The organism is Cutibacterium sp. 37298, assembly GCF_023838685.1.
Classification (GTDB): Bacteria; Actinomycetota; Actinomycetes; order Propionibacteriales; family Propionibacteriaceae; genus Cutibacterium; species Cutibacterium acnes.
This window is the reverse complement of sequence record NZ_JAJNRJ010000002.1, coordinates 837803-862309: the sequence shown is the minus strand read 5'-3', so window position 1 is coordinate 862309 and position 24507 is coordinate 837803. Positions and strand designations below refer to the sequence as shown.

The 24507-nt window shown below is 59.2% G+C and carries 22 protein-coding genes, 2 pseudogenes and 1 riboswitch; of the genes and pseudogenes, 17 read left to right on the top strand and 7 right to left on the bottom strand.

All coding sequences use genetic code 11. From position 1 onward, the window contains the following. Positions 1–53: 53 nt before the first annotated feature. Positions 54–1025: a 4-hydroxy-3-methylbut-2-enyl diphosphate reductase gene (locus LRP59_RS08495; protein ID WP_002521968.1), complete on the top strand. Its 972-nt coding sequence runs from the start codon at positions 54–56 to the stop codon at positions 1023–1025. A 3-nt stretch (positions 1026–1028) separates the two neighbouring features. On the opposite strand, the gene rmuC is transcribed toward LRP59_RS08495, so the two are convergent. Next, positions 1029–2249 (bottom strand): DNA recombination protein RmuC, encoded by a 1221-nt coding sequence (rmuC, locus tag LRP59_RS08490; RefSeq protein WP_002521967.1) that lies wholly within the window; start codon positions 2247–2249, stop codon positions 1029–1031. A gap of 78 nt (positions 2250–2327) precedes the next feature. On the opposite strand from rmuC, the gene LRP59_RS08485 reads away from it, so the two are divergent. The 3 genes and pseudogenes from LRP59_RS08485 (at position 2328) to LRP59_RS08475 (ending at position 5694) form a co-directional block, all read left to right on the top strand. Then, the gene (locus tag LRP59_RS08485) at positions 2328–3614 is read left to right on the top strand and encodes a M18 family aminopeptidase (protein WP_002521966.1); all 1287 of its coding nucleotides are present in this window, start codon (positions 2328–2330) and stop codon (positions 3612–3614) included. Between the two features lie 149 nt (positions 3615–3763). Further along, a complete protein-coding gene (ychF, locus tag LRP59_RS08480; protein WP_002514123.1) occupies positions 3764–4837 on the top strand; it encodes a redox-regulated ATPase YchF in 1074 nt (357 codons plus the stop codon). 130 nt (positions 4838–4967) lie between these two features. Continuing rightward, a pseudogene (locus tag LRP59_RS08475) lies at positions 4968–5694 on the top strand (HTH domain-containing protein). A 77-nt stretch (positions 5695–5771) separates the two neighbouring features. Here LRP59_RS08475 and LRP59_RS08470 read toward each other — a convergent pair. The 4 genes and pseudogenes from LRP59_RS08470 to LRP59_RS12240 all read right to left on the bottom strand — a co-directional run. Then, the gene (locus LRP59_RS08470) at positions 5772–6239 is read right to left on the bottom strand and encodes a hypothetical protein (RefSeq protein ID WP_002514120.1); all 468 of its coding nucleotides are present in this window, start codon (positions 6237–6239) and stop codon (positions 5772–5774) included. Between the two features lie 62 nt (positions 6240–6301). Further along, positions 6302–7477 carry a sugar MFS transporter gene (locus tag LRP59_RS08465; protein WP_148378404.1) on the bottom strand — a complete coding sequence of 392 codons (1176 nt, stop codon included), beginning with the start codon at positions 7475–7477 and terminating at the stop codon, positions 6302–6304. Between the two features lie 204 nt (positions 7478–7681). Further along, the gene (locus LRP59_RS12245) at positions 7682–7807 is read right to left on the bottom strand and encodes a hypothetical protein (RefSeq protein ID WP_350357597.1); all 126 of its coding nucleotides are present in this window, start codon (positions 7805–7807) and stop codon (positions 7682–7684) included. Beyond that, positions 7768–7896 (bottom strand): annotated as a pseudogene (locus LRP59_RS12240) (MarR family transcriptional regulator); the annotation flags it as partial. The pseudogene LRP59_RS12240 and the gene LRP59_RS12245, both read right to left, overlap by 40 nt. A 249-nt stretch (positions 7897–8145) precedes the next feature. Here LRP59_RS12240 and LRP59_RS08455 point away from each other — a divergent pair. The 13 genes from LRP59_RS08455 to LRP59_RS08395 all read left to right on the top strand — a co-directional run bounded on the left by LRP59_RS08455 (position 8146) and on the right by LRP59_RS08395 (position 21744). Beyond that, entirely contained in the window at positions 8146–8574 is a 429-nt protein-coding gene (locus LRP59_RS08455) for an organic hydroperoxide resistance protein (protein ID WP_002514117.1), read from the top strand. A gap of 119 nt (positions 8575–8693) precedes the next feature. Next, on the top strand, positions 8694–9377 hold the full coding sequence (locus LRP59_RS08450) for a type 1 glutamine amidotransferase domain-containing protein (protein ID WP_002514116.1): 684 nt from the start codon (positions 8694–8696) through the stop codon (positions 9375–9377). Between the two features lie 938 nt (positions 9378–10315). After that, complete coding sequence (locus LRP59_RS08445) at positions 10316–11872, top strand: basic amino acid/polyamine antiporter (RefSeq protein ID WP_002514115.1); 1557 nt, start codon at positions 10316–10318, stop codon at positions 11870–11872. A 130-nt stretch (positions 11873–12002) separates the two neighbouring features. Beyond that, a complete protein-coding gene (locus tag LRP59_RS08440; RefSeq protein WP_002514114.1) occupies positions 12003–13247 on the top strand; it encodes an arginine deiminase in 1245 nt (414 codons plus the stop codon). Between the two features lie 73 nt (positions 13248–13320). Continuing rightward, on the top strand, positions 13321–14325 hold the full coding sequence (locus LRP59_RS08435) for an ornithine carbamoyltransferase (protein ID WP_002514113.1): 1005 nt from the start codon (positions 13321–13323) through the stop codon (positions 14323–14325). A gap of 19 nt (positions 14326–14344) precedes the next feature. Then, on the top strand, positions 14345–15250 hold the full coding sequence (arcC, locus tag LRP59_RS08430; RefSeq protein WP_002514112.1) for a carbamate kinase: 906 nt from the start codon (positions 14345–14347) through the stop codon (positions 15248–15250). Positions 15251–15385: 135 nt separating this feature from the next. Continuing rightward, positions 15386–15931: an arginine repressor gene (locus LRP59_RS08425; RefSeq protein ID WP_148378276.1), complete on the top strand. Its 546-nt coding sequence runs from the start codon at positions 15386–15388 to the stop codon at positions 15929–15931. Between the two features lie 181 nt (positions 15932–16112). Further along, entirely contained in the window at positions 16113–16775 is a 663-nt protein-coding gene (locus LRP59_RS08420) for a peptidyl-tRNA hydrolase (protein WP_002521956.1), read from the top strand. Between the two features lie 23 nt (positions 16776–16798). Next, complete coding sequence (locus LRP59_RS08415; RefSeq protein WP_002514109.1) at positions 16799–17317, top strand: glycine cleavage system protein R; 519 nt, start codon at positions 16799–16801, stop codon at positions 17315–17317. A 25-nt stretch (positions 17318–17342) separates the two neighbouring features. Further along, entirely contained in the window at positions 17343–18311 is a 969-nt protein-coding gene (locus tag LRP59_RS08410; protein ID WP_002514108.1) for an aldo/keto reductase, read from the top strand. Between the two features lie 52 nt (positions 18312–18363). Further along, on the top strand, positions 18364–18867 hold the full coding sequence (tpx, locus tag LRP59_RS08405; protein ID WP_002514107.1) for a thiol peroxidase: 504 nt from the start codon (positions 18364–18366) through the stop codon (positions 18865–18867). A 79-nt stretch (positions 18868–18946) separates the two neighbouring features. Beyond that, complete coding sequence (locus LRP59_RS08400) at positions 18947–20452, top strand: amino acid permease (RefSeq protein ID WP_002521955.1); 1506 nt, start codon at positions 18947–18949, stop codon at positions 20450–20452. Between the two features lie 47 nt (positions 20453–20499). Beyond that, positions 20500–21744 carry an alpha-amylase family protein gene (locus LRP59_RS08395; protein ID WP_002514105.1) on the top strand — a complete coding sequence of 415 codons (1245 nt, stop codon included), beginning with the start codon at positions 20500–20502 and terminating at the stop codon, positions 21742–21744. Between the two features lie 15 nt (positions 21745–21759). Here LRP59_RS08395 and LRP59_RS08390 read toward each other — a convergent pair whose 3' ends face one another. Both LRP59_RS08390 and LRP59_RS08385 read right to left on the bottom strand, forming a co-directional pair. After that, on the bottom strand, positions 21760–22926 hold the full coding sequence (locus LRP59_RS08390; RefSeq protein WP_002514104.1) for a nucleotide sugar dehydrogenase: 1167 nt from the start codon (positions 22924–22926) through the stop codon (positions 21760–21762). A 130-nt stretch (positions 22927–23056) separates the two neighbouring features. Continuing rightward, complete coding sequence (locus tag LRP59_RS08385; protein WP_002514103.1) at positions 23057–24010, bottom strand: alpha/beta hydrolase; 954 nt, start codon at positions 24008–24010, stop codon at positions 23057–23059. A 213-nt stretch (positions 24011–24223) separates the two neighbouring features. After that, a riboswitch (cobalamin riboswitch) is annotated at positions 24224–24476 on the top strand. Positions 24477–24507: the final 31 nt, after the last annotated feature.

The following is a 24507-nucleotide window of genomic DNA, read 5'->3' as shown; positions in this document are numbered from 1 at the left end:
AGGCGAACTTGAACGGGTTCGTCAGATGCCGACGTACCCGTAGACTCAGGATCATGGCTGTTATGGGGGCGTGCACGAATAAGAAGCTGTACTTAGCTGCTCCGCGTGGATACTGCGCAGGCGTTGATCGTGCGGTGGTGACCGTTGAGAAGGCGCTAGAGGTGTATGGCGCTCCGGTGTACGTGCGCAAGCAGATCGTCCACAACCGCCACGTCGTGGAGACCTTGGAGGGGCGCGGAGCGATCTTCGTTGATGAGCTCGACGAAGTGCCCGACGATGCCCTCGTGGTGTTCTCGGCTCACGGCGTGTCCCCGCAAGTTAAGAAAGAGGCCACCGATCGTGGTCTTCGTACTATTGACGCAACGTGCCCACTAGTGACGAAGGTGCATCACGAGGCCAAGAGGTTCGCTAGCCAAGACACCCAGATCCTCCTTATTGGCCATGCCGGTCACGAGGAGGTCGAGGGGACGACTGGCGAGGCTCCCGAGAACATCACCCTGGTGCAGACTCCCGCGGATATTGATGGGTTGACGTTAGACCGCGACCGTCCCGTGGCGTGGCTGTCCCAGACAACGCTGAGTGTCGATGAGACGGTGGAGACCGTCGATCGGATTCGCGACTTACATCCTCAGCTCATCGATCCTCCTTCCGACGACATCTGCTACGCCACCCAGAACCGGCAGCACGCCGTCAAGCAGATGGCTCCTCAATGTGACCTTGTCATCGTGGTGGGATCGAAGAACTCGTCCAACACTGGCCGTTTGGTGGAGGTCGCCCTCGAATCGGGGGCCAAAGCCTCCTATCGGGTGGATAACGCAGGAGAGATCGAGGAGACCTGGCTCGACGGTGTGTCCACCATCGGCGTGACCTCGGGGGCATCGGTGCCGGAGGCCCTCGTTCAGGGGGTGATCGATCTGCTCATCTCGAAGGGTTGGCCGCAGGCTGAGGAAGAGACCCTCATCGAGGAGTCGTTGTCCTTCGCCTTGCCGCCTCAACTGCGAAAACGTCGCACGACGGCCAAGTGAGGTTCATTCCGGAGAGCCCTCCTCAGTCTGGTTCTCGGTCAGTTCCGGCGAGGTGAGGGGGCGTACCGCCTCTTCGATGGGGGCCGGGGACGCGATGTCGTCGGCGGTTACCCCGAGACGTTCGAAACGTCTGGCTTGGACGAGGACCCTTGTCTCGAGGCTACCCAGGGCCGAATTGTAGGCTCGTACCGTCGAGGTCAGCGATCGTCCCATCTTGTCGAGGTTGTCGGCCAGGGTTCCTAGACGCTTGTGAAGATCGCGTCCTAGTGCTGCGACTTCTGTCGCAGATCTCTCGACGGCCTCCTGCCGCCAGGCTAGGGCGACCGTGCGTAGCATCGGAATGAGTACTGACGGGCTGGCCAGCACGATCCCGCGTCGGTTGGCGTACTCGTGGAGGTCGGGTATCTCCTGCAGTGCAGCCTGAAGCAAGGCTTCGGAAGGCAGGAAGCACACGACGAACTCGGGGGAGTCGAGGTCGGTGCGCCAGTAACCCTTGGCCGAGAGCTGGTCGATGTGGGTGCGAACATGGCGTGCGAAACGGGCCATCTGGGCGTCATATTCCTCAGCATCGTCGCACTGCGCGGCCTCAAGAAATGCGGCCAGCGGCGTCTTGGCGTCGACATGGATACACCGTCCACCTGAGAGCTTCACCGTCATATCGGGGCGTTGCGGGGTGCCCTGGGCTGTGGTCGTCTGCTGGGTTTGGAAGTCACAGTGTTCGAGCATTCCGGCGACCTCTGCAGTGCGCTGCAGTTGCATCTCGCCCCACGCTCCCCGGATTTGAGGTTTGCGTAATGCGGCGACGAGACTGGCGGTCTCTTTGCGCAGGCTCTCTCCGGCAGTGCTCACCCCGGCGACTTGTTCGCGCAAGCTTGCCGTCATGTCGGTACGCTCCTGCTCGACTTCAGCTAGGCGCCGGTCAAGTCGTTCGAGGGCGAGGGACACGGGTGCCAACAGGCGCTGGGCGTCGCTCATTGTCCGCTGTGCCGACCGGGTAGCGCGTTCGTTCTGGTCAGCCATGGTCTGGGCGGACAAAGCCTTGAACTGAGTGGCCAAGGCGTCACGATCGGTGGCGATCTTCTCTGCTGCTTCCAGCCGCTCGGTAGCCACACGTGCCGCCGAGGTGGCTTCGGCAATGCGCTGGGACGCGCGCAATTGCGCGATGAGCCACCCCAAGGCCACACCGATAGCTAGTCCGATAAGCCCGACCACGATGTTCGTCATGCCACGAGGGTCCCAGTAGGGTCTGACACATTCAGCCAGGGTCGTGTTTCGTCGTGAAGAACAGCGGGTGATGGTTGAATGGTCGCCATGGCTGACAAGAGCGTCCCGACTTCGGATCACATCCGCGACATCATCTCTTTCGTGGAAGCATCTCCCACCTCGTATCACGCTGTGGCGGAGCTGACGCGGCGTCTGGAGCAGGCCGGATTCCAGCGTCTAGAGGAGACCGAGTCGTGGCCATCCGTCGAAGGGCGCCGCTACGTGGTGCGGGATGGAGCTCTCATCGCTTGGATCACTCCAGAGAAAGTGACTCCGCAGCTGGGGGCGAGGATCGTCGGTTCCCATACCGACTCCCCGTCCTTCAAGCTTAAGCCGAACGCCACCGTTACTAACCAGGGTTGGCAGCAGGTCGGTATGGAGGTCTACGGCGGTGGCCTACTGAACTCCTGGCTCGATCGTGATCTTGGGCTGTCCGGGCGCCTCGTCACTCGTAACGGTCAGGCTCATTTAGTGCGAACCGGGCCGATTTTGCGCATCAGCCAGCTTGCGCCGCATCTGGATCGCACCGTAAACGACGACCTCAAGCTGGACCGCCAGCGTCACCTCATGCCGATTCTGTCGGTCGGGAAGCCCGACCTTGACGTTGAGGACCTGCTGTGTGAGTCGGCTGGGATCAAGCGCGACGAACTTGCCTTCCATGACATTTTCGCTCATCTGACCCAGTCCCCGGCCGTCATCGGACCCTATGGGGAATTTCTAGCCAGCCAGCGTATGGACAATCTGTCTTCGGTTCACTCCTCGGTCGCGGCATTTGTTGACGTCAAGCCGACCAGCGACGTGGCAGTCATGGCCTGTTTCGACCATGAGGAGGTCGGTTCGGCGACAAGGTCGGGCGCCTGCGGGCCGTTCCTTGAGGACGTCTTGGTGCGCATCGCTGAGGGGTTCGGGATGACGGGTGCGGCCTACCGGGCAATGATTGCCAGGTCCTCATGTGTGTCTTCAGATGCCGGGCACGGTGTGCATCCCAACTACGTTGAGAAGTTCGATCCGGCGAATCACCCGCTGCTCAATGAGGGGCCAGTACTCAAGATTAACGCTCATCAGCGTTATGCCACTGATGGCGTGGGTGGGGCTCTGTGGCAGCGGGCGTGCGCTGCTGCTGGGGTGCCGACCCAGAACTTCGTGTCGAATAACTCGGTCCCGTGCGGCTCGACGATCGGGCCGCTGACGGCGACGAGGCTTGGCATGCTGACGGTTGACGTCGGAGTGCCGCTGATGTCGATGCATTCCACTCGTGAACTTGCCGGTACGGCCGACCTGATGTACCTGTCTAAGGCGCTGGGGGCCTACTGGGCTGGTGCCTGAGCCGATTGGTTCCAAGTCCAGTCAATGTGACCGAGAGTATTCGGCCACATTGACTGAGCCTCAAGCATATGACCGGACGTTCCCGCGTGGAGCGCTGATGGGAGGTGGCTAGTGGGTTGGGTGCGGGCTGAACGGTAGAGTGGCCGAACGTGGCACTTACGATTGGAATCGTCGGTCTTCCCAACGCCGGCAAGTCGACTCTGTTCAACGCGCTGACCAAGAATGACGTCTTGGCGGCGAACTACCCCTTCGCGACCATTGAGCCGAATGTTGGCGTGGTCGGGGTGCCGGACAAGCGCCTCGATGTGCTCACGGAGATGTTTCATTCCGCTAAGACCATTCCTGCGACGGTGTCCTTCGTCGATATCGCCGGAATCGTCAAGGGCGCCAGCAAAGGTGAGGGGATGGGCAACGAGTTCCTCTCCAACATTCGTGAAGCCGACGCCATCTGCCAGGTGACAAGGTGTTTCGCAGACGACGATGTCACTCACGTCAACGGTCACGTCGATCCTTCCGACGACATCGAGACCATTACTACAGAGCTCGTGCTCGCTGATCTGCAGACGATGGAGAAGCAGCTGCCCAAGCTGCAAAAAGAAGCCGCGATCAAGAAGGAGTCTCGTCCCAAAGCCGAGGCGTGGGAGCAGGCTAAGGCGGTGCTCGAAGAGGGCAAGACGATCTTCTCAGCCGGGCTCGATCCCGAGCCGTTGCATGACCTCTTCCTGCTGACGACAAAGCCCTTCATCTACGTCTTTAACTGTGACCAGGATCAGCTCGCTGACGCCGATTTCCAGGCCAAGATGGAGAAGTTGGTGGCTCCTGTTGAGGCGATCTTCTTGGATGCTGAGTTTGAGGCTGAACTGGCCGAGATGGAGCCCGAGGACGCTGCTGAGTTCCTTGCGGATGCGGGTATCGAGGAACCCGGTCTAGACAAGCTCGCGCGGGTGGGCTTCGACACTCTTGGTCTACAGACCTTCCTGACTGCGGGGGAGAAGGAGTCCCGCGCATGGACGATTCACAAGGGCGACACTGCCCCTGAGGCTGCTGGCGTCATCCATACCGACTTCCAGAAGGGGTTCATCAAGGCCCAGGTGGTGTCCCTCGACGACCTTGTTGAATTTGGCGGCGAAAAGGAGGCCCAGGCTGCTGGGAAGTTGCGGCTGGAGGGCAAGGAGTACGTTATGCAGGACGGTGACGTAGTGGAATTCCGATTTAACGTGTAGCTCTGGTTTGATACCTGCTTGGCTTAACCGCATCTGAGATCCGTCATATCTTTGGCGTAACCTTATTGGTATGAATAACATGCCGTGGCCAAAGGCCATCTTCAAGGTGCTGTCGGAAGCCTAGGAACCCTTGCACTACTCCGAGATCGCTCAGCGCATCTTGGACAACGGTCTCCGCCAACAAACTGGCGCTACCCCCGCTGCGACGGTGGCTGCCACGATTCCACGACCTTGCGGAAGAATGTCGTCCGCGTAGATCGAGGTGTTTACAGCTTAAGGACGCTACAGTCGGTGCCGCCCGAGGAGTCGGAGACTGAGTTGCCGGACTCCCGTGGGGTGATCCCACCGATTGCACTTGAGGCGGGTGAGGAAAACAACGGATTTCTTAACGCTTTCGGCATGTTTTGGAGACGTGACGAAGTGGATTGGGACAGACCCTATTAGGGGCTCAGTTGAAGGCTGCTAAACCCGTTAACTTTGCTGATCGGGTCGGCGTCTACATTCTCTACTCCGGTGAGAGAGTGATCTACGTAGGTCGTATTACTGAGCCGCGTTTGGGGCCCCGCCTGTGGGATCACATGTGCGATCGCCTTGCAGGTCGCTGGGACCGGTTCTCCTGGTTTGGTGTGCGAACCGCGGACGATGACGGGACGCTCGGTCCTGTGCCGTGTGGAAATTATGCCGTCGATATGCTCGTTTCCACCATGGAAGCCCTTCCTATTGAGGGCCTAGAACCGCCACAGAATCGCCGTCGAGGTGATGGCTTCAACGCTACGGAGTTCATTCAGACGACGGATCCTGAGGTAGAGCTCCGCCGCGCTAAGCAGTTCCTATTCAAGCTCACCGACTCGAAATAATCGAAAGTTCGGGCCCTTCGGAGCACTGATTCCTCGTCGTTTCATAAGCCTGGTGTGGCTAGCCCTGTACGTAGGCGTCAGTATGGGTAGTCACCTTTGATAACGAAGTAGCTACCGCGGATGGTTCCGGCGAGTTTTGAGCGTTGCCGGGCGAACTTGAACGCGGACAACTCAGCTGGTTGGTTCATGCCGTCACACAGCTTGAACTCTACTGCCCGTTTCCCGGAATTCGCCACCGTCCACAGCACGTTGATCGCCAGGCCCGACGCGTAAAACACATGCACCCAGTGGATTCCCTCAACGTCATTGATGCTGATCTCCAGGGCTGGGGAGGCAGTGGTGATGTCACGTTCCTCGGCCAGAATCTGGGTCACCCATGCGAGTGCGTAGGGCTCCTCACTGGCAGGTGACACCTCAAACGTGTGCTTGAACTTGTTGTGGAAATACCGTGCCTCGTTGGCGCGTAAACCTGCCAAAGCCTCGGGGTGCTCGGAGGTTTCCAGCCCCTGGGTCGAGACGGTAGTGAAGTCAACTGGAACAGCCATGGGAGCCTCCAGATAGATATGTAGGATCGACGCGAACCGGCTCGACGACGAACGTGTCGAGACTACCCGTCTTGTGCTCTGGCGCGCCCGCGTCGTGTAACCTGCTCGGACATTACCAGGCCGAAGATGTCGAGGACGACCAGGTACAGAGGTAGTGTCCATAATCCGGTGTTGGCTGATATCGCCCCGAACAGTGGGGGAGCGAGCGTCGTCCCGACGTATGCTGCGGCCATCTGGATGCCGATGATCGCCTGTGAGTTGTGCGCGCCAAAGGTGGTTGGGGTGGAGTGGATGATCGCAGGGTAGATTGGTGCGGACCCAAGCCCTGCGGTGACCAGACCTGCCAGGGCGACCCATGACGGCATACCGGGTAACCCGACGAGGATAGCGCCAACTCCTACCGTAATGAACCCGCCATGCACAAGCATCCGGTCACCGATGCGTTCGGCTACGAATCCGGCCAAGAACCGGCCGGCGGTGATCCCCAGGACGAAGAGAGACGCGAACGCTGCGGCGGTCGCGCCGTCCGTCCCTCGCACCGACACCAGGTACGATGCCGCCCATAGCATCGAGGTGCTCTCGACAGCACAGTACGAGAAGAAGGTCCCTAGAACGGCAGGAACTCCCGGGGTCGCTAAGGCCGCGCGTGTCGGCACGTGGTCGAACAGCCTTGCGGAGCCACCGCCGTTGATCTTCTGCGTCTTGTTCCACAACGGAAGACTGACGGTGACGATCGCTGTCAGTATGGCCTGCAGAGTTCCGACCGTGCGATAGGCCGATGGCCATCCGTGTCCGCTACTTAACGCCTGGCTCATGATGAACGGGCTGATCGATGCTCCGAGTCCCCAACAGCCGTGCAGCCAGTTCATGTGCCGAGCGGTGTAATGCAGGGCTGCATAGTTGTTGAGTGCGGCGTCGACCGTTCCAGCTCCTAGCCCATACGGCATCGCCCATAGGCACAGCACCCAAAACTGAGTCGAGAATGAAAAGCCGAACAGTGCCGCGGCTGTCAGCGCGACACTTGCCGCAGTCACTCGTCCTGGGCCGAAACGCGTTGTAAGCCGGTCGGACATCAGGCTCGAGATGATGGTCCCGGTGGCGATGATGAAGGTTATGAACCCTGCGCATGACAGCGGTACGCCGAGGCTTTCATGCATGGCTGGCCATCCTGCGCCGACCAGGGAGTCAGGCAGACCCAGGCTGATGAAGGCCAAGTAGATGATCGCCAGTAGGAGCATATGCACGATGAAAGGGGACCTTTCGTCATACCGCAATGGGGTTTGGGCACCGAGAGTGGCTCGTGAGTCCCATGCTGACAATGTCGTCTAATCGTCTTGCATGGGGCATTGAGTCGTCACTCAAGCTGGGTGGCCAGGTCGTCGAGGAATGCCTTTACCTGGGCCAGCTCCTGTGGCGGGGCGGGATACAGCGCTAGCATCCGCTCAGGTAAACCGGCGGCCTGGTGACGTAACGAGCGCCCTCCGTCTGTGAGACTGATGATGCGCCGCCGTTCGTCGTCGTTGCTCCAGGCTCTGGTGATGAAGCCGGCGTCTTCCAGGCGGCGCAATAAGGGAGTCAGGGTGCCGCTATCGAGGTGTAATCGCGTTCCGATGTCATTGACGCCTACAGGGCCCTCAGCGTGCCATAACACCAGCATGGCTAGGTACTGAGGGTAGGTGAGACCGATGCCTTCGAGCAGCGGTCGGTAGGCGCGCGTGACCGCCCTGCTAGCTCGGTAGAGGGAGAAACAGAATTGATTGTCGAGGTCGAGCGTTTGATCGTGCACAACGGGGAGGATATTAGATGCACAACAAGATTGGACACAACTTAGTTGCGCGCTATGTTTCTTATGACGCTGCACGACAGAAACGTCAGCGCACATTCGTCCAGCGAGTAAGGAGACACCATGATCGAGATCGAGCCCGTCTACACCACCGAGGCTATTGCTACCGGTGCGGGCCGCAATGGTCACGTCCAAAGTCCCGACGGTCGCGTGTCTGAGGATCTGGCTATTCCCGTCGAGATGGGTGGTAGCGGTAAGGGCACGAACCCGGAGCAGCTGTTTGCGGCTGGCTATGCCGCATGCTTCCACTCCGCCTTGCAGATGGTGGCCCGCCAGGCAAAAAAGGACCTTGGCGACTCCTCGGTGGGCGCGCGGGTTTCAATCGGTCAGGCCGGGGAGGGATTTGGCCTTGCCGTCGCCCTGGAGGTCGTCATCCCGGCTCTGCCGCACGACGAGGCCCAGCAGCTCGCCGATAAGGCCCACCAGGTGTGTCCCTACTCGAATGCCACTCGGGGCAATATTCGCGTTGACGTCACCGTCGTCGACGACTGACGTCAGGTGCTCTTGGGGACGCTTCTAGGTCAGCCCTCGGAGACATCGAGCGCTCCGGCGCCACGCGACGGATATTGCGAAAAGCGCCACCGCACGACACAACGAAAGGAACACCCTCCATGTCTCGAATCCTCATGATCCTCACGTCCCACGACCAGCTGGGTAACACTGGCCGCAAGACGGGTTTCTGGTTAGAGGAGTTCGCTGCCCCCTATTACGTGTTCTGTGACGCCGGACACGCCGTCACCCTAGCCTCGCCGTTGGGTGGGCAACCGCCGATCGACCCGACGAGTTCGCTGCCGCAGATGCAGACCGATGCCACTCGCCGTTTCGATGTTGATGAGCAAGCCAAACGTGCCTTGGCGACCACCACCCCGTTGTCGGAGGTCGATATCGCCACGTTCGACGCGGTGTTCTACCCGGGTGGCCACGGTCCGCTGTGGGATCTGGTGGACGATCCCACCTCGCAGCAGATCATCCTGGATAGCGACGCCGTGGGGCGGCCGCTGGGACTGGTATGTCACGCTCCCGGTGTGTTGCACACCGTCAAGAAACACGATGGAACGCTGTTTGTTACCGATCGCTCGGTGACCGGTTTCACCGACGGTGAGGAGGAGGCCGCCGGCCTGACTGGCGTCGTTCCCTTCCTCGTGGAGGACTCCCTGAAGCAGGCAGGCGCTCGGTACAGCAAAGGTCCGGACGGTGATAGCTACGTCGTAACGGACAAGACGCTGGTCACTGGTCAAAATCCGGCCTCGTCCGCTGCCACAGCCCAGCGGTTGCTCGACCTATTGGCTTGCTGATCCTCGGTTTCCTGCTAGAAGGACAGCGGTGATCATCCGAGCCGACGGGATGCGGAAACACGCAGGGCTGCGATCACTCCTGGCTGGGGAGGCGCCTAGCAGCGCCTCCCCAGCCATGATGGGCATGCTGGGCCCGGACAAGCAAGCGCAGACTAGCTCTCACACGCGCGGACTGCGGACTTTCTTGACGACGCATGCGGAACGGTGATGTGTTCGAGTCTAGATATGTGAGTGAAAGGCCCGGAGTTATTTCAGCATGGGATGAAGCGTGCGCGTAGCTTCGGGCTTGCGGAACGTGCAATGGCTTTTGAGAATTGGTTACTCGGCCGTGCATGGCAAGACGTGCGAGATTCGTTATGTCATGGTGAGCTCGGAGCAGCCAGGAAATGAATTGATGACGAAGGTGGTAGGCCGTTGGGCGCGCTTGCCAAGGGCCACGTTATTTCGATGAACATGCCTAAGATACGGTGGGCGTCACTGCCGTGGTTATGGATGATTCTGAGTCGGACGTCAGCTTGTCTGACTGGTCGCTGCTGATCTGTCTTTGCAGAAACTATGCGTGTACTTGTGGACTGGCCGGCTCATATCATGTTTCATAGGATGGGTTCGACGTTGAGCTGTCTAGGGTCGTTGTGATCGGTATCCATGGTTGAACGGGGTTGATCTCGATGGAGGCGTGTCTCTAGAGGGGTGGCAGTGGCCTGGTAGGGGTGCCTATGGCGTGGCGGCTTGTGATCGCTGGTTTTCGGGGATGACTCTCGGATGAATATAGATCGGCTACGGCGTTATTAGATTCGCTTGGCGCTTGGTTGGAAACGGGTGTGAAGCAGCCTTCTGATGGATGTATTTTCGCGTTGTTGAATAAGGATTCAATATTAATTGAATATGGCGCCAGATACTGGTTTAGGATCAGTTGACGTCCGCTGTGGATCCTCCCTATGGTCATTCTCGGGCCAGGCGCTTCGCCAGCTGGCTATCGCAACAATGGTGTGGCGAAGGGTTATGAGGTGAGTATGGCTGAGCAAGTCGTTGGACAGGCGTCTACAGAAGTATCCATGGATGAAGACGTCAATGTTGGGAAACTGTCATTCCCCGCAATGCTTTCTCTTGTCGTCGGTTCCATGATCGGCGGCGGTATTTTTTCGCTTCCGCAGAATATTGCTGCTGCCGCTAGTCCAGGTCCTATGGTGATTGGTTGGACGATCACCGGGATCGGAATGATCTGTTTGGCGATGGTCTACCAGAAGTTGGCTATCCGTCGTCCTGATCTGGATAACGGCATCTATGCTTATGCCAAGGCGGGATTTGGTGATTTCATCGGGTTCAACTCGGCGTGGGGCTATTGGCTCTCTGCCCTCATTGGCAACGTCGGGTATTTGGTGTTGCTTTTCTCGACCGTTGGCAAGTTTGTTCCTGCTTTCGCGGGTGGTAACACCGTGTGGGCGGTGCTTGCGGCGTCAGTTCTGCTGTGGTTGACCCACGCTCTCGTTCTGGCTGGAGTTCGTACTGCTGCTTTTGTCAACACGATCGCCACAATTGCCAAGATTGTGCCGTTGATAACATTCATTGCCATTTGTGCTGTTGCGTTCGATGTTGGTGTGTTTACCGAGGACTTCTGGGGGAGTCACGCGGGCTTGGGCAGTGTCTTTGCCCAGACCAAGAGCATGATGCTCGTCACCGTGTGGGTGTTTATTGGGATCGAGGGTGCGTCGATCTACTCGAAGCGTGCTCGCAAGCGTTCTGATGTGGGCAAGGCGACTGTTGGTGGTTTCCTCTTCGTCCTGGTTCTCCTCATCGGTGTCAACCTCCTGAGCATGGGGATCATGCGTCGGGCCAAGCTGGCTGGCTTGCCCGACGCATCTATGGGTGATGTTCTGTCCTCTGTCGTCGGGCCGTGGGGCTCGGTGCTTGTCAGCGCTGGTGTCATCATTTCCCTACTTGGGGCTCTGCTGGCCTGGATCCTACTGTGCGGTGAGACGATGCAGGTGCCGGGTGAGGACGGCACGATGCCGAAACTGTTCGGACGGATCAACAAACATGAGGCTCCAGCTCCCGCTTTGTGGATCACCAACATCGTCTCCCAGATATGCCTTGTCATGACGGTGTTGTGGGACGGTGCTTACTTGGCGATGGCGACCCTGGCTGCCGCCCTCATCCTGGTGCCGTACTTGCTGTCAGCCGCATTCGCCCTGAAGATGGTGATCAAGGGCGAAACCTATGAGAACGGTCCCCGATCACAGCGAGTGCGTGATGCCGTGGTCGCAACTATCGCAACCTTGTACGGCATCTGGCTCGTTGTTGCCGCAGGCGCGGATGCTCTCATGCTTGCGGCTCTGCTCTACTTGCCTGGTGCTGCAGTATTCGTCTGGGCCAAGCGTGAGCAGCGGGCCAAACGGATTTTCAAACCCTACGAGATTGGCGTTCTTGTCCTGTTGGCGTTGATTTCCGTGGTAGCCATCATTTCCATAGTTACCGGGAGGCTTTCCTTGACGTGATTGCTTTACCTACCCGTAATGTGGAAATTCATAAATATATACACAATCAGTGATGTAAGAGGGCAATCCTACGGTGCTGCGGTGATTGCCATGGCAGGGAACTTGCTTCCCCACGATGAAAGGTTAAGAAATGACTACTCCCATTGGTGCATGGTCGGAAGTTGGCAAGCTTCGTGAGGTGATGGTGTGTGAGCCGCGTCTGGCGCATCGTCGGCTCACCCCAAGCAATTGTAGAGAATTGCTCTTTGATGACGTCCTGTGGGTTGAAAAAGCACAGGAAGATCATCGAGATTTCGTGGCCAAGATGCGAGAACGTGGAATTGTCGTTCATGAGATGCATCAACTGTTGTCCGAGGTCCTTGATATCCCTGAGGGTCGTTCCTGGGTACTTGACCGGAAGTTGTCCCCTAACGCGGTTGGGCTGGGTGTTGACGAGGATGTTCGGGACTGGCTCAATGACATGCCTTCGGACACCTTGGCCGAGTATCTCATTGGTGGCGTGGCCTACGGCGAAGTGCCTGCGGAGAGACGCAAGCACGTTCTTGGCGCGCTTATCAAGGCGCACAGCGAAACTGAATTTCTCATTCCGCCGCTGCCCAATACTCAGTTCACTCGAGATACCACGGCATGGATCTTCGGCGGTGTCACCTTCAATCCAATGCGTTGGCCGGCTCGTCAGCAGGAAACCGTCCTGGCTAGCGCCATTTACACTCGTCACCCCATCTTCGCCGAGCGTGACTTCAAGATCTGGTATGGCTGCGCCGAGGCTGATCATGGCATGTCCACCCTCGAGGGTGGCGACATCATGCCGGTTGGCAATGGCACGGTACTCATCGGAATGGGTGAGCGATCCTCGTGGCAGGCCATCACCCAGGTGGCGCGTTCCCTGTTTGCCCAGAATGCAGCACGCAGGATTGTGGTCGCGGCCATGGCGCCGGACCGGGCCTCCATGCATCTCGACACGGTGTTTAGTTTCTGTGACGTCGATCTCGTGACTCTTTACAAGCCAGTGGTCGATACCATCACCCCGCTAGTGCTCGAGCCCAGCAGCGAGGCGGCAGGCTTCTCGGTGCGCGTCGACGACCGTCACTTCACCGATGTCGTCGCCAGCTCCTTGGGACTGGATGGTCTGCGTACCGTCGAGACGGGTGGCGACTGCTGGGAAGCCCAACGCGAGCAGTGGGATGACGGCAATAATGTGGTAGCTCTCGAGCCCGGTGTCGTCGTTGGATACGACCGCAACACCGCGACCAATGCTTTGCTCGCGAAGGCCGGGGTGGAGGTTGTCGAGATCAAGGCCGCCGAGCTGGGACGTGGTCGAGGGGGCGGCCACTGCATGACCTGCCCGATCACTCGTGATCCGGTGGATTACTGATAAGTCCCAAAGCGAAACAGGTAATATGCGTCCGCCGCACGAAGCGGACATATCAAGGAAGGAATATCAGATCATGGCTTTTAATCTGAAGAATCGTCATTTGTTGTCGTTAGCGCATCATAGTACTGAGGAAATCAAGTTCCTCGTCGGCTTGGCTGCAGATCTCAAGGAAGCCAAGTACTGTGGGACGGAGCAGCCGCTCCTCAGGGGGAAGAACATTGCCCTCATTTTCGAGAAGGCGTCGACTCGTACCCGCTGCGCCTTCGAGGTGGCGGCTCACGACCAGGGTGCTCACGTGACCTACTTGGGGCCCAGCGGATCACACATTGGCCACAAGGAGTCCATGAAGGACACGGCCCGCGTCCTGGGGCGTATGTATGACGGCATCGAGTACCGCGGGTTCCACCAGTCGGTGGTGGAAGAGCTGGCTGAATACGCAGGTGTCCCGGTTTTCAATGGCCTGACTGACGAGTTCCACCCGACCCAGATGCTCGCTGACGCTCTCACCATGCGTGAGCACGCCGAGAAACCGTTCCACGAGATCAAGTTCGCTTACGTCGGCGACGGGCGCAACAACATGGGCCGTTCGCTCCTGCTGCTGGGTGCCAAGCTCGGCATGGATGTGCGTATCGGTGCTCCCGAAGGGCTGCAGCCTGAGGCCGAATTGGTGGAACGTTGCCGCGAGTGGGCCGAGCAGTCCGGTGGCAAGGTGCTGGTGACCGCCTCTGCGGAGGAGGCCGTGCGCGATGTCGACTTCATCCACACCGACGTGTGGGTGTCCATGGGCGAGCCTGTGGAGAGCTGGAGCGAGCGGGTCGGCACCTTGCTGCCGTTCCAGATCAATGATGCGTTGGTCAAGGCTGCTGGTAACCCGCGCGTCAAGGTGATGCACTGCCTGCCGGCATTCCACAACAGTGAGACGGCGGTAGGTGCTGAGGTTGCCAAGACCTACCCGGAGCTGGCCAATGGCATTGAGGTGACGGAATCCGTGTTCGAGTCGCCTGCCTGCATCGCGTTTGACCAAGCGGAAAATCGCATGCACACCATCAAGGCCGTCCTGGTGTCCTCTCTGGCCTGACGAGTGTCTGAGGAAGAACATGAGGATTTTGGTTGCACTTGGTGGTAACGCGCTGCTGCGGCGTGGCGAGATCATGACGGCGGAGAATCAGCGTGCCAATGTGCGCATCGCCGCAAACCACATCAAAGAGGTTGCGGTCGATCACGAGGTCGTTGTAGCCCATGGTAATGGCCCCCAGGTAGGTCTGTTGGCTCTGCAATCGACAGCCTACGAGGAAGTCGGGATCTATCCTCTGGATGTCCTGGGCGCAGAGTCACAGGCCATGATCGGCTACATGATCGAGCAGGAACTCGGCAATGTGATGCCTCAGGATCAGCAGATCGTCACCATGATCACGATGACAGTCGTCGACGCAGATGATCCTGCTTTCAAGCATCCGACGAAACCGATCGGCCCGGTCTACGACGAGGCAACTGCCAGGCGCCTGGCGGCTGAGAAGGGCTGGACGATAGCCCCGGACGGAGAGTACTACCGGCGTGTGGTCGCGTCCCCGCAGCCCAGGAACATCATCGAGCAAAAGGCGATCCGCCAGTTGGTGGATTCCGGCGTCATGGTGGTGTGTGCCGGAGGCGGCGGCGTCCCCTGCGTCTACGACGAGGACGGTATTCTGCACGGGGCCGAGGCAGTCATTGACAAGGATCTTGCGTCAGCCGAACTCGCCGTGCGTGTCGACGCGGACCTGCTGGTCATCGCTACCGATGTGGCCGGTGTGTTCCGCAACTGGGGAGAGCCTGATCAGGAGCGCATCGAGCAGATGCACGCATCGGATGCCCTCAACACGGAGTTTGCCGCTGGTTCGATGGGTCCGAAGGTTAAGGCCGCCTGCAACTTTGCGTTGGCTACCGGGAAACGTGCTGTGATCGGGTCGTTGGAAGACATCCAAGGTCTGGTCGCAGGCACGCACGGGACTGCCATCATCCCCTGACAGCGATGAACTGAAAACCCCGCCGGGATAGTAGCATGCCGTGTACGAAGTACACGACGACGCTAGAGAGTCCCGGCGGGGTTGCCATGGGTTAAGGCTCTAGGGTATTCGTGACGGGTGTGTGCGAAAGGGGCGATGTCGTTGTCGAACGATGATCACAGACCGGTTCTCGTATCTAGGGCGGCAAGGCTGTCGCGCATTAGCGCTTTAATTCGATCTGAGCAGATATCTTCCCAAGCTGAATTGGCGCGTAGGCTGGCTGCCGAGGGAATAGTCGTAAGCCAGGGCACTCTTTCCCGAGATCTCAAGGATGTAGGGGCGGCGCGCGGTCGAGATCAGTTGGGGAATTTTCAATACAGCATTCCCGAGGGTGAGCATCCTTCTCAAATGACGACGGGGCTGCCTGCTCGGAACCATTTGGTTCGTATGTGTCAGTCACTGTGCATCGCGGTCAATTACAATAACGGTGCAGTGGTAATTAAGACTCCCCCGGGCGCAGCACAGTATTTGGGTTCAGCTATTGACGCCTCGGGTGTCCGTACAGTGCTTGGCACCATCGCGGGTGACGACACTGTCCTCGTTGTTTGTAAGGTCGGAGTTGACGGAGAAGATCTTGCAAGGTTGTTCCGTGAAATGGCTGAGACAGGGTTGCCAGCCAAGGGACTGGTTGCAGTGAATTGATGGAGCGCCATGGCGAGATTGGCGCTTTGTCACGGGTGGGCGCTCACAAAGGCCAGTGCGCGGCACGGCGCTGAGAAGAGTTATCACAATGACACAGTGATGTGTCGTCTGTTCCGTTGTCAGTCTGACCGGTATCGTGCCACGGGTGACTACACCCGACCACGAACCCGACCCCTGGGCAATGCAACTGGTGCTACTTCGTGATAAACATCACCCGGCACGTCAGGTGGATGCTTGCGAGGCGGCAGCGCGAGCCGTCGTCTTTCTTCTCGATGATCCTCGTACCCAACCGGGAGGCCCATGGCATGACGCCGTGCGGCAGTGGTCTAACAAGCGCATCCGCAAGATCGTCCGCCGCGCTTCTGGAAAGAGATGGGATGACGTCCAGGTTCTCGACGGCGTCACCATCAGCCAGGATCCGCCCCCGTATGCCAGTCCCGAAACTGGTCCAGCCAGGGTACGGGCCTTCGTTCCAGCCCCGGTGCACCCGCAGCCCAAGCAGATCGACAAACTTCAGGTCGCCGGCACCAATTTGCCGGCCGACGGCGATTCCGCCACTACCGAACCCGTTGTCACGATAGAAATTAACCCTCGCATTGAGATGACCACCGGCAAGGCTTGCGCTCAGTGTGGCCATGCCGCCCAGCTCGCCCACGAGGCTATGAGCTTCGGTAACGACGATGACCGCCACGCTCTGGAAACCTGGCGCCACGACGGGTTTCGAGTTCGCGTCGTTACACCCACGGTTGAGCACTGGGACTCTGATGTTGCTCGGGTGAGAGTCGTTGATGCCGGTTTCACGGAGTTCAATGGCCCCACTGCGACTACCAGGGCGCGGTGGTGATCGGGGTCGCGTAGACTCGTGTCATGACTCAGCTCCTTCTCACCGCGGTCGGCGCGGACCGCTCCGGGCTTGTCTCCGACTTGTCTGAAATTGTTGCCCATTACGACGGAAATTGGCTTGATAGCCGTATGGCACGGCTCGCTGGTGCCTTCGCGGGGATTGTCCTCGTTGACATCAAAAGTTCTAAGGTCGAGCCCCTTAAGGCTGACCTAGCCGGTCTTGAGGTCAAGGGCTTGCGGGTCACTGTTACTGATACCACCCCACAGCAAGATGAGGGCGAGGCTGTCCTGGTGGTTCACCTCGTCGGCCACGACCATCCGGGCATCATCCATAAAGTAACGGCTACCATGGCCCGCCTCGGGGTCACCATCGACGATCTGTCGACTGGTTTGCGTGAGGCCCCGATGGGGGACGGCATCCTCTTTGAGGCGCAGGTGCAGTGCCGGATTACAAACGCGACGACCCTCGACGATCTACGCTCGGAACTAGAAGCCATTGCCACCGAGATCATGGTTGACATCGATCTGGTTGACCGGTCCTGATCCCGGGCATCGTCTAGGAGGTCTCATGACTCGTATCCCTGGCACAGATCTGGACATCAGACCATTGGTTTTGGGGGCTAATACCTTCGGCTGGACGGCTGATGAGCACGACTCCCATACCATCCTGGACGCTTTTCTTGGTGCCGGGGGATCGCTGGTCGATACCGCTGACGGCTATTCCCATTGGGCCGACGGCAATAACGGGGGCGAGTCTGAGCGAATCATTGGTTCTTGGGTGGAAAAAGGCGGGCGACGTGACGACATCGTCATCGCCACGAAAGTTGCTACCCATCCAGAGTTCAAGGGCTTGGCGCCGGAGAACATCTCTGCCGCAGTTGACGCCTCCCTGGCCCGGCTCCATACCGACCACATTGATCTCTACTACGCCCACTTCGACGACGACACCCAGCAGATCGAGGACATGGCAGCGGCTTTTGACAAGCTTGTCAAGGCTGGCAAGGTGCGCTGGGTTGGCCTGTCGAATTTCTCGGTGGCCCGCGAGCAGAAGTGGCTTGAGGTGGCCGAGCATGAAGGACTAGCCAGCCCGGTGGCATTGCAGCCCCAGTACAACTTGTTGCATCGCGCAGACGTTGAGGATCCGCAGGGCTATGGTCAGCTCGCCAGTGAGTACAGTCTGGCCCTCTTCCCGTACTTTTCTCTGGCGTCTGGGTTCCTCACAGGCAAGTACGCCACGCGGGACGACCTGCACGGTGTCGCCCGAGAATCCATGATGGCGGCGTACTTGCCTGACGCCGAGCACGAGAAGGCGGCCTTCGCTGTCCTCGATCAATTGCGTCAGATTGCTGGGGACCATCGCGTTGAGGTGTCCTCGGTCTCGTTGGCGTGGCTACTGGCTAAAGGGGTTACCGCACCTATTGCTTCGGCGCGCACTATCGACCAGCTTGATGCTTTGCTAGCCGCTCCCGACCTCGTCTTGTCCAGCGACGAAGTTTGCGCCCTGGACGAGGTGTCGGCTGTGTTCGCCCATGAGTGAATCATCTGCCGAATGCTCGTCGTCGATGGTCTGGCCTGCATAGGGTATCGACATGGCTACTACCGCTTTCATGGGAAAACCCCTTAACACCGTCGGGGACCTTCCTCAGGTCGGTTCCTTGCTGCCGTCGTTCACCCTCGTCAAGAGTGACTTGTCAGAGCTGAGAAGCGATGAGTTGAAGGGCAAGAAGCTCGTCCTCAACATTTTCCCAAGTGTGGACACCGGGGTGTGTGCAACGAGTGTGCGCACCTTCAACGAGAAAGCCGCTGGACTCGACGACACCACCGTCTTATGTGTTTCTCGTGACCTTCCATTCGCCCAGGCTCGCTTCTGCGGTGCGGAGGGCATCAAGAACGTTGTTGTTGCCTCAGCCTTCCGCTCCCATTTTGGTAAGGACCTTGGCGTTACCCTCGCCGATGGCCCGATGCAGCATCTGCTTGCGCGCGCCATCGTCGTCGTGGACGCTGAGGGAAAGGTTACCTACACCCAGCTCGTTGATGAGATCACTACCGAGCCGGATTACGACGCTGCCCTTGAGGCTGCGTCCAAGGCCTGATTCACGTCGGTTTTGAGGGGCGTTTCGGCGTAAAGTCGGGGCGCCCCTGATTTTGTGCCGCGTATCGACATACGGAGTATTGAATAGGGAGGTATGGGAGGGCGGTACAGTGGCCGACGCTTCGTTCAGCAGGGCGGGGCGCTCCTATCTGAGGACCACCATGGACGGCGAATTGAAGCGCGGGCTCTCCTCGCGGCACATGAACATGATCGCAATCGGCGGGGCCATCGGTACTGGCCTGTTCGTGGCATCTGGTGCCACCATCTCCCAGGCTGGGCCGGGTGGAGCCCTGGTTGCCTACTTCGCTATGGGGCTCATGGTCTTCTTGCTTATGCAGTCTCTTGGCGAGATGAGCTCCTATCTCCCGGTGCCAGGCGCATTCGAAACTTATGCCACCAGATTCGTCTCGCCTTCCTTTGGCTTCGCATTGGGGTGGAATTACTGGTTCAACTGGGCCATCACGGTCGCTGCTGAATTAGCTGCTGCCTCCATCGTTATGGCCTACTGGTGGCCCGGCGTACCGGCCTGGATGTGGTCGGTCGGATTCCTGGCGTTGCTCTTCTTCCTGAACGTCTTGTCTGCCCGCGCATACGGTGAGAGCGAGTTCTGGTTCGCCATCATCAAGGTGACGGCAGTTATCGTCTTCCTGGTGCTTGGCATCCTCATGATCGCCGGCGTGATGGGGACATCTCCTGGTCTATCTCATTGGCGTCGCGGTGACGCGCCCTTCGTTCACGGGTTCGGTGGCATCCTGACTGTCTTTCTTATTGCTGGATTCTCCTTCCAGGGCACCGAGCTCATCGGCATTGCTGCAGGAGAATCGAAAGACCCCGGAATGACGATCCCCAAGGCCACTCGTCAGATCTTCTGGCGGATCATGATCTTCTACATCGGTGCCATCGCCGTTATCGGTTTGTTGCTGCCTTACACTGACCCGCACCTGCTTGCGGGTGAGGTCACCGATGTTGCCGTCAGCCCGTTTACGTTGGTCCTGAAGCGGGCCGGTGTTGCAGCTGCGGCGGCTGTCATGAACGCGGTCATCCTTACCTCGGTGCTTTCGGCCGGTAACTCTGGTCTTTATGCGTCTACCCGAATGCTTTACGCCCTAGCGCGTGAGGGCAAAGCTCCTCGCATCCTTGGCCGTACTAGTCGACGAGGTGTCCCGGTGCCGGCTCTTATCGTCACTACTCTCGTCGGCGCGGCCTGTTTTGCTACATCTCTGGTGGGGTCAGGCCAGGCATACACCTGGTTGGTCAATATCTCTGGTCTGTGTGGATTCATCGCATGGATCGGTATTGCGATATGCCATATCCAGTTCCGGCGCGCCTTTCAGGCTCAGGGGCACGACCTGTCCGAGTTGCCGTATCGGGCGCGCTGGTATCCTGCCGGTCCTATCGTCGCCGGGGTGTTGTGCGTCATCGTTACCCTCGGCCAGGGGCGTGACGCAGTTCTCAGCGGTGATGTCACCGACATGATCGTCGCTTACATCAGCATTCCGGTATTCCTGGCGTTGTGGGTCGGTCACAAGATTGTCACCAGGGCGCCTCGTGCTGACCTTTCAACGGCCAATCTCCATCACGACTGACATGATGAGGGTGGTAATTGATCGGCCGTGACACACGGGGAGGCATCATGGCTTATCGGCCCGGATGGGTTGACCACCTCATTGGGTGGCACGTCTATCCCCTGGGGTTCGTCGGAGCTTCGACACGACTGGAGTCTCAGGAGGTGAGTCATCGTCTCGCTCATCTGGAAGCCTGGCTCGACCATGCCGTGGCACTGGGCTGTTCAGGTCTGGCCTTAGGGCCGGTCTTTTCCTCGGCTAGCCACGGCTACGACACCTTGGACTACTTCACTATCGACCCTCGGCTAGGCGACGACGATGACTTCGATCACCTGCTTCAGGCCGCCTACGCTCGTGGTCTGTCAGTACTGCTCGACGGGGTGTTCAACCACGTCTCGCGTCGCAACCGCATCGTGCAGGATGCGCAGAGTGCTGGGCCAGATTCAGACGCCGGCCGTATGGTTCGCTGGTGTGAGGGGCACCTCGACGTTTTCGAGGGTCATAGTGACCTGGTCGCACTCAACCACGACAACCCCGCAGTGCGGGAACATGTCACCCGGATCATGAACTATTGGTGCGGTCGCGGTGTTGACGGCTGGCGGCTGGACGCCGCCTATTCCGTCAATCCTGAGTTCTGGGCTGCGGTGCTGCCTCCGGTGCGAGAGAAGCACCCTGACGTGTGGATCTTCGGTGAAGTTATTCACGGCGACTATGCGGGTATCGTCCGAGCCTCGGGGATGGATTCGGTGACCCAGTACGAGTTATGGAAAGGGATCTGGTCCTCTATCGAGTCTCGTAACTTTTTCGAGCTAGATCATGCTTTGGGCCGCCATAACGAGTTCAGCGATGTTTTCACCCCGGTGACCTTCGTCGGCAACCATGACGTCACCCGTATCGCCTCGAGGGTGGGACAGGACGGCGCAGTTCTCGCAACCGCGATACTCGCCACCATTGGCGGTATCCCGCTTATCTATTACGGGGACGAGCTAGCTTCTCGTGGAGTCAAAGAAGAGAGGTTCGGAGGTGACGACGATATTCGCCCGGTATTCCCGGCCAGCCCCGCGGATTTGTCGAACCTCGGCGCAGACACCCTGCGCGCTCATCAAAACCTGCTTGGCCTGCGGCGCCGACACCCGTGGTTGGTGGACGCTCGCACCGAGTCCCTGGATCTCACGAACGAGCGCTATGTCTATCGCACCGGAGTGCCGGGGGTCGAACCTCTCATCGTCGAACTTGATGTGCGCGACGGCTGCTCGGTTCTCATCCGGGAAGCCGGTCAGGTCATTTGGTCTAGCGGAGCCTCACCCTTGTGACCGGCATTGCCCGGGTCAGTCCCCACCGAAGAGATCCCGGGTGTAGACCTTGTCAGCGACATCGGATAAATCCGGTGACATCCGGTTGGCAATGATGACGTCGCAGTTAGCTTTAAAGAAGTCAAGGTTCTTGGTGACCTCGGAGTGGAAAAACTCGTCGCCGTCGAAGGTCGGCTCGTAGACGACCACCTCGATGCCCTTGGCCTTGATGCGCTTCATGACGCCTTGGATTGAGGAGGAACGGAAGTTATCCGAACCTGCCTTCATGACCAGACGGAAAATCCCCACCCGTTTCGGGTCCCTGGCAATGATGTCAGAGGCGATAAAGTCTTTGCGCACGGTGTTGGAGTCGACGATGGCCTGGATGAGGGTCTGTGGCACGTCCTGGTAATTGGCTAATAGTTGACGGGTGTCTTTAGGCAGGCAGTAACCGCCGTACCCGAAGGACGGGTTGTTGTAGTGGTCGCCAATGCGAGGATCGAGGCAGACCCCGTCAATGACTTGACGGGTAGACAGCCCGCGCTGGGAGGCGTAGGTGTCGAGCTCGTTGAAGAAGGACACCCGCATCGCCAGGTAGGTGTTGGCGAAGAGCTTGATGGCCTCGGCCTCGGTGGCACCGACGAAGAGCACCGGGACATTGGTGTCAACGGCCCCGGCAGCCATGAGGTCGGCGAAGAGGTGAGCTTTGGGGGAGTCCGCCCCGACGACGATCCGCGAGGGGTGAAGGTTATCGAACAGAGCCTTACCTTCTCGCAGGAACTCGGGGGAGAAGATGACGTCAAGTCCGGGGCGCTCCTTGCGAACGCCCTCGACGAAGCCCACCGGGATTGTTGATTTAATGACGGTCGTCGTGTGGGGGGCGAGTTCCTGGACCAGGTCAAGGACCTCGTCGACGCTTGAGGTGTCGAAGTAGTTTTGGTCAGGGTCATAGTTGGTCGGGGTAGCGATGACGACGAAGTCTGCTCCCCGGTACGCTTCCTGCGGGTCGGTGGTGGCGCGCAGGTCCAGGTTGTGATGGGCCAAGTACTCCGCTATGAGGGGATCAACGATGGTGGTATGCCGGTTGTTGACCATATCGACCCGCTCAGCGTCGATATCGATAGCGACGACGCTGTTATGCTGGGCCAGCAACACGGCATTGGCCATTCCGACGTAGCCCAATCCTGCAACGGCAATCTTCACGGGAGGTCCTTTCGGGGGTCCCCATGAGTTTAAGGCAGCGGTGTGGCGTACGACACCAGTCACCTTTTTCCGGCCTCCGGCAACACCTCGTTGCAGGCTTCGCCGTCTAGGGTGAGCTCTGCAACGATCACTATCGCGACCGCTTAATTCTCCTGTTGGCCACTCGATCTACGAAGGTGACGAGGCTCGATTCCACGTCGGCACGCGACTCGGGCTCGTTGTGCACCTCGTGGCGCAGGCCGTCGTATAGGTGTAGCTCCACGTTATGCCCGTCCCTTCGCAAGCGTTCGGCGACTGCCTTCACGCCGGTGCCGAAATCACCTGCGGGGTCTTCACTGCCTGCGAACAGAACGATGGGTATGTTCGGCATCGTGGCATAGAAGCTGTCCCCGTTGGCCATTGCGTAAATGTCGGCGAGGCCCTGCAGGAAGCGCGTACTCATCGGGGCACCAAAGTTGTTGAACTTATCTTTGCCGTGGTCGGCGACGACCTCCTTGCTGCGAGCCACCCAGCCAGTCGGGCCGTCGTCTTCGCTCAAGCGGTCGGCAAATCCGTCAAACATTTGGGCGACGAGGGCCTCAGGGGCGGGGTCTGTCGGAGCGGTGGCCATGGCTTTCGCAAGCGTCTTGTGGTCAAGGGTGGTCTCGAAGCCGCGAGGCTGCGCTACGATCCCGCATAGTGCTAAGCCGTCGAGGCGGGTACCGGGACGGGTGGCCATCGCGCGGGCTATCATCGAGCCCCAGCTGTGCCCGAAGACCACCCACGGTAGATCGTCGAACTGGCCTGCCAACTGCTGCTGCAGCGTGAGCTCATCGCTGATGACTACCTCGGCGGCGTTATCGCCTGCGTCAGCCCACACGCCCGACTGCATGGCGGTGCGGCCATGACCGGCATGGTCATCAGCAATGACGACGAAGCCTGCGTCCAGTAGTGCCGAGATCATGTGCAGGTAGCGGCGTGAGTGCTCACCCAGACCGTGAATGATCTGGACGACGGCCGTCGGTGTTCCCACTGGTTCGTAAGCCCACGCTTGAATGGCGTCGCGCCCGTTGTGCGAGGTGAACTCGATTTCCTGCAATGCCATGATTGACCTCCTTGTCAGCGGCTCAGCTGTCAATAGTGGCGAGGCTAACACCTCGTGGGCTGCTGGTGAATGGCTGGTGAGTACGGGTGTCATGTCCAAAGCGGCTAACTGAGCCCAGGACCGCAGGCTCTAGCAGTTACTGCGCGGCCGTTCATCCTGTATGTGCACAATCGTGCACTTGTGACCCCGCTGCACGGAGGTGGTTGTGCGCGGCCTAGTATCGTACCTGCTGGTGCCAAGGAATCCTTCGTGGGATTTTGAGGCGGTAAGAGGGAATCCGGTGAGACTCCGGAACTGCCCCGCAGCGGTGAGTGGGAACGACATCACCATCGTCGCTCATCCGGTTCTCGAATCGGTTTGGCGGCGATCAAGCACTGGGCTTCGGTCTGGGAAGCGGTGACGTAGGACTCGTCGGCAGACGAGGTGCCCATGAGTCCGAATACCTGCCAGAGCGTGTGGTGCACTCCGCGTGTACCACAGCGTCCGAGGTCTCGAGG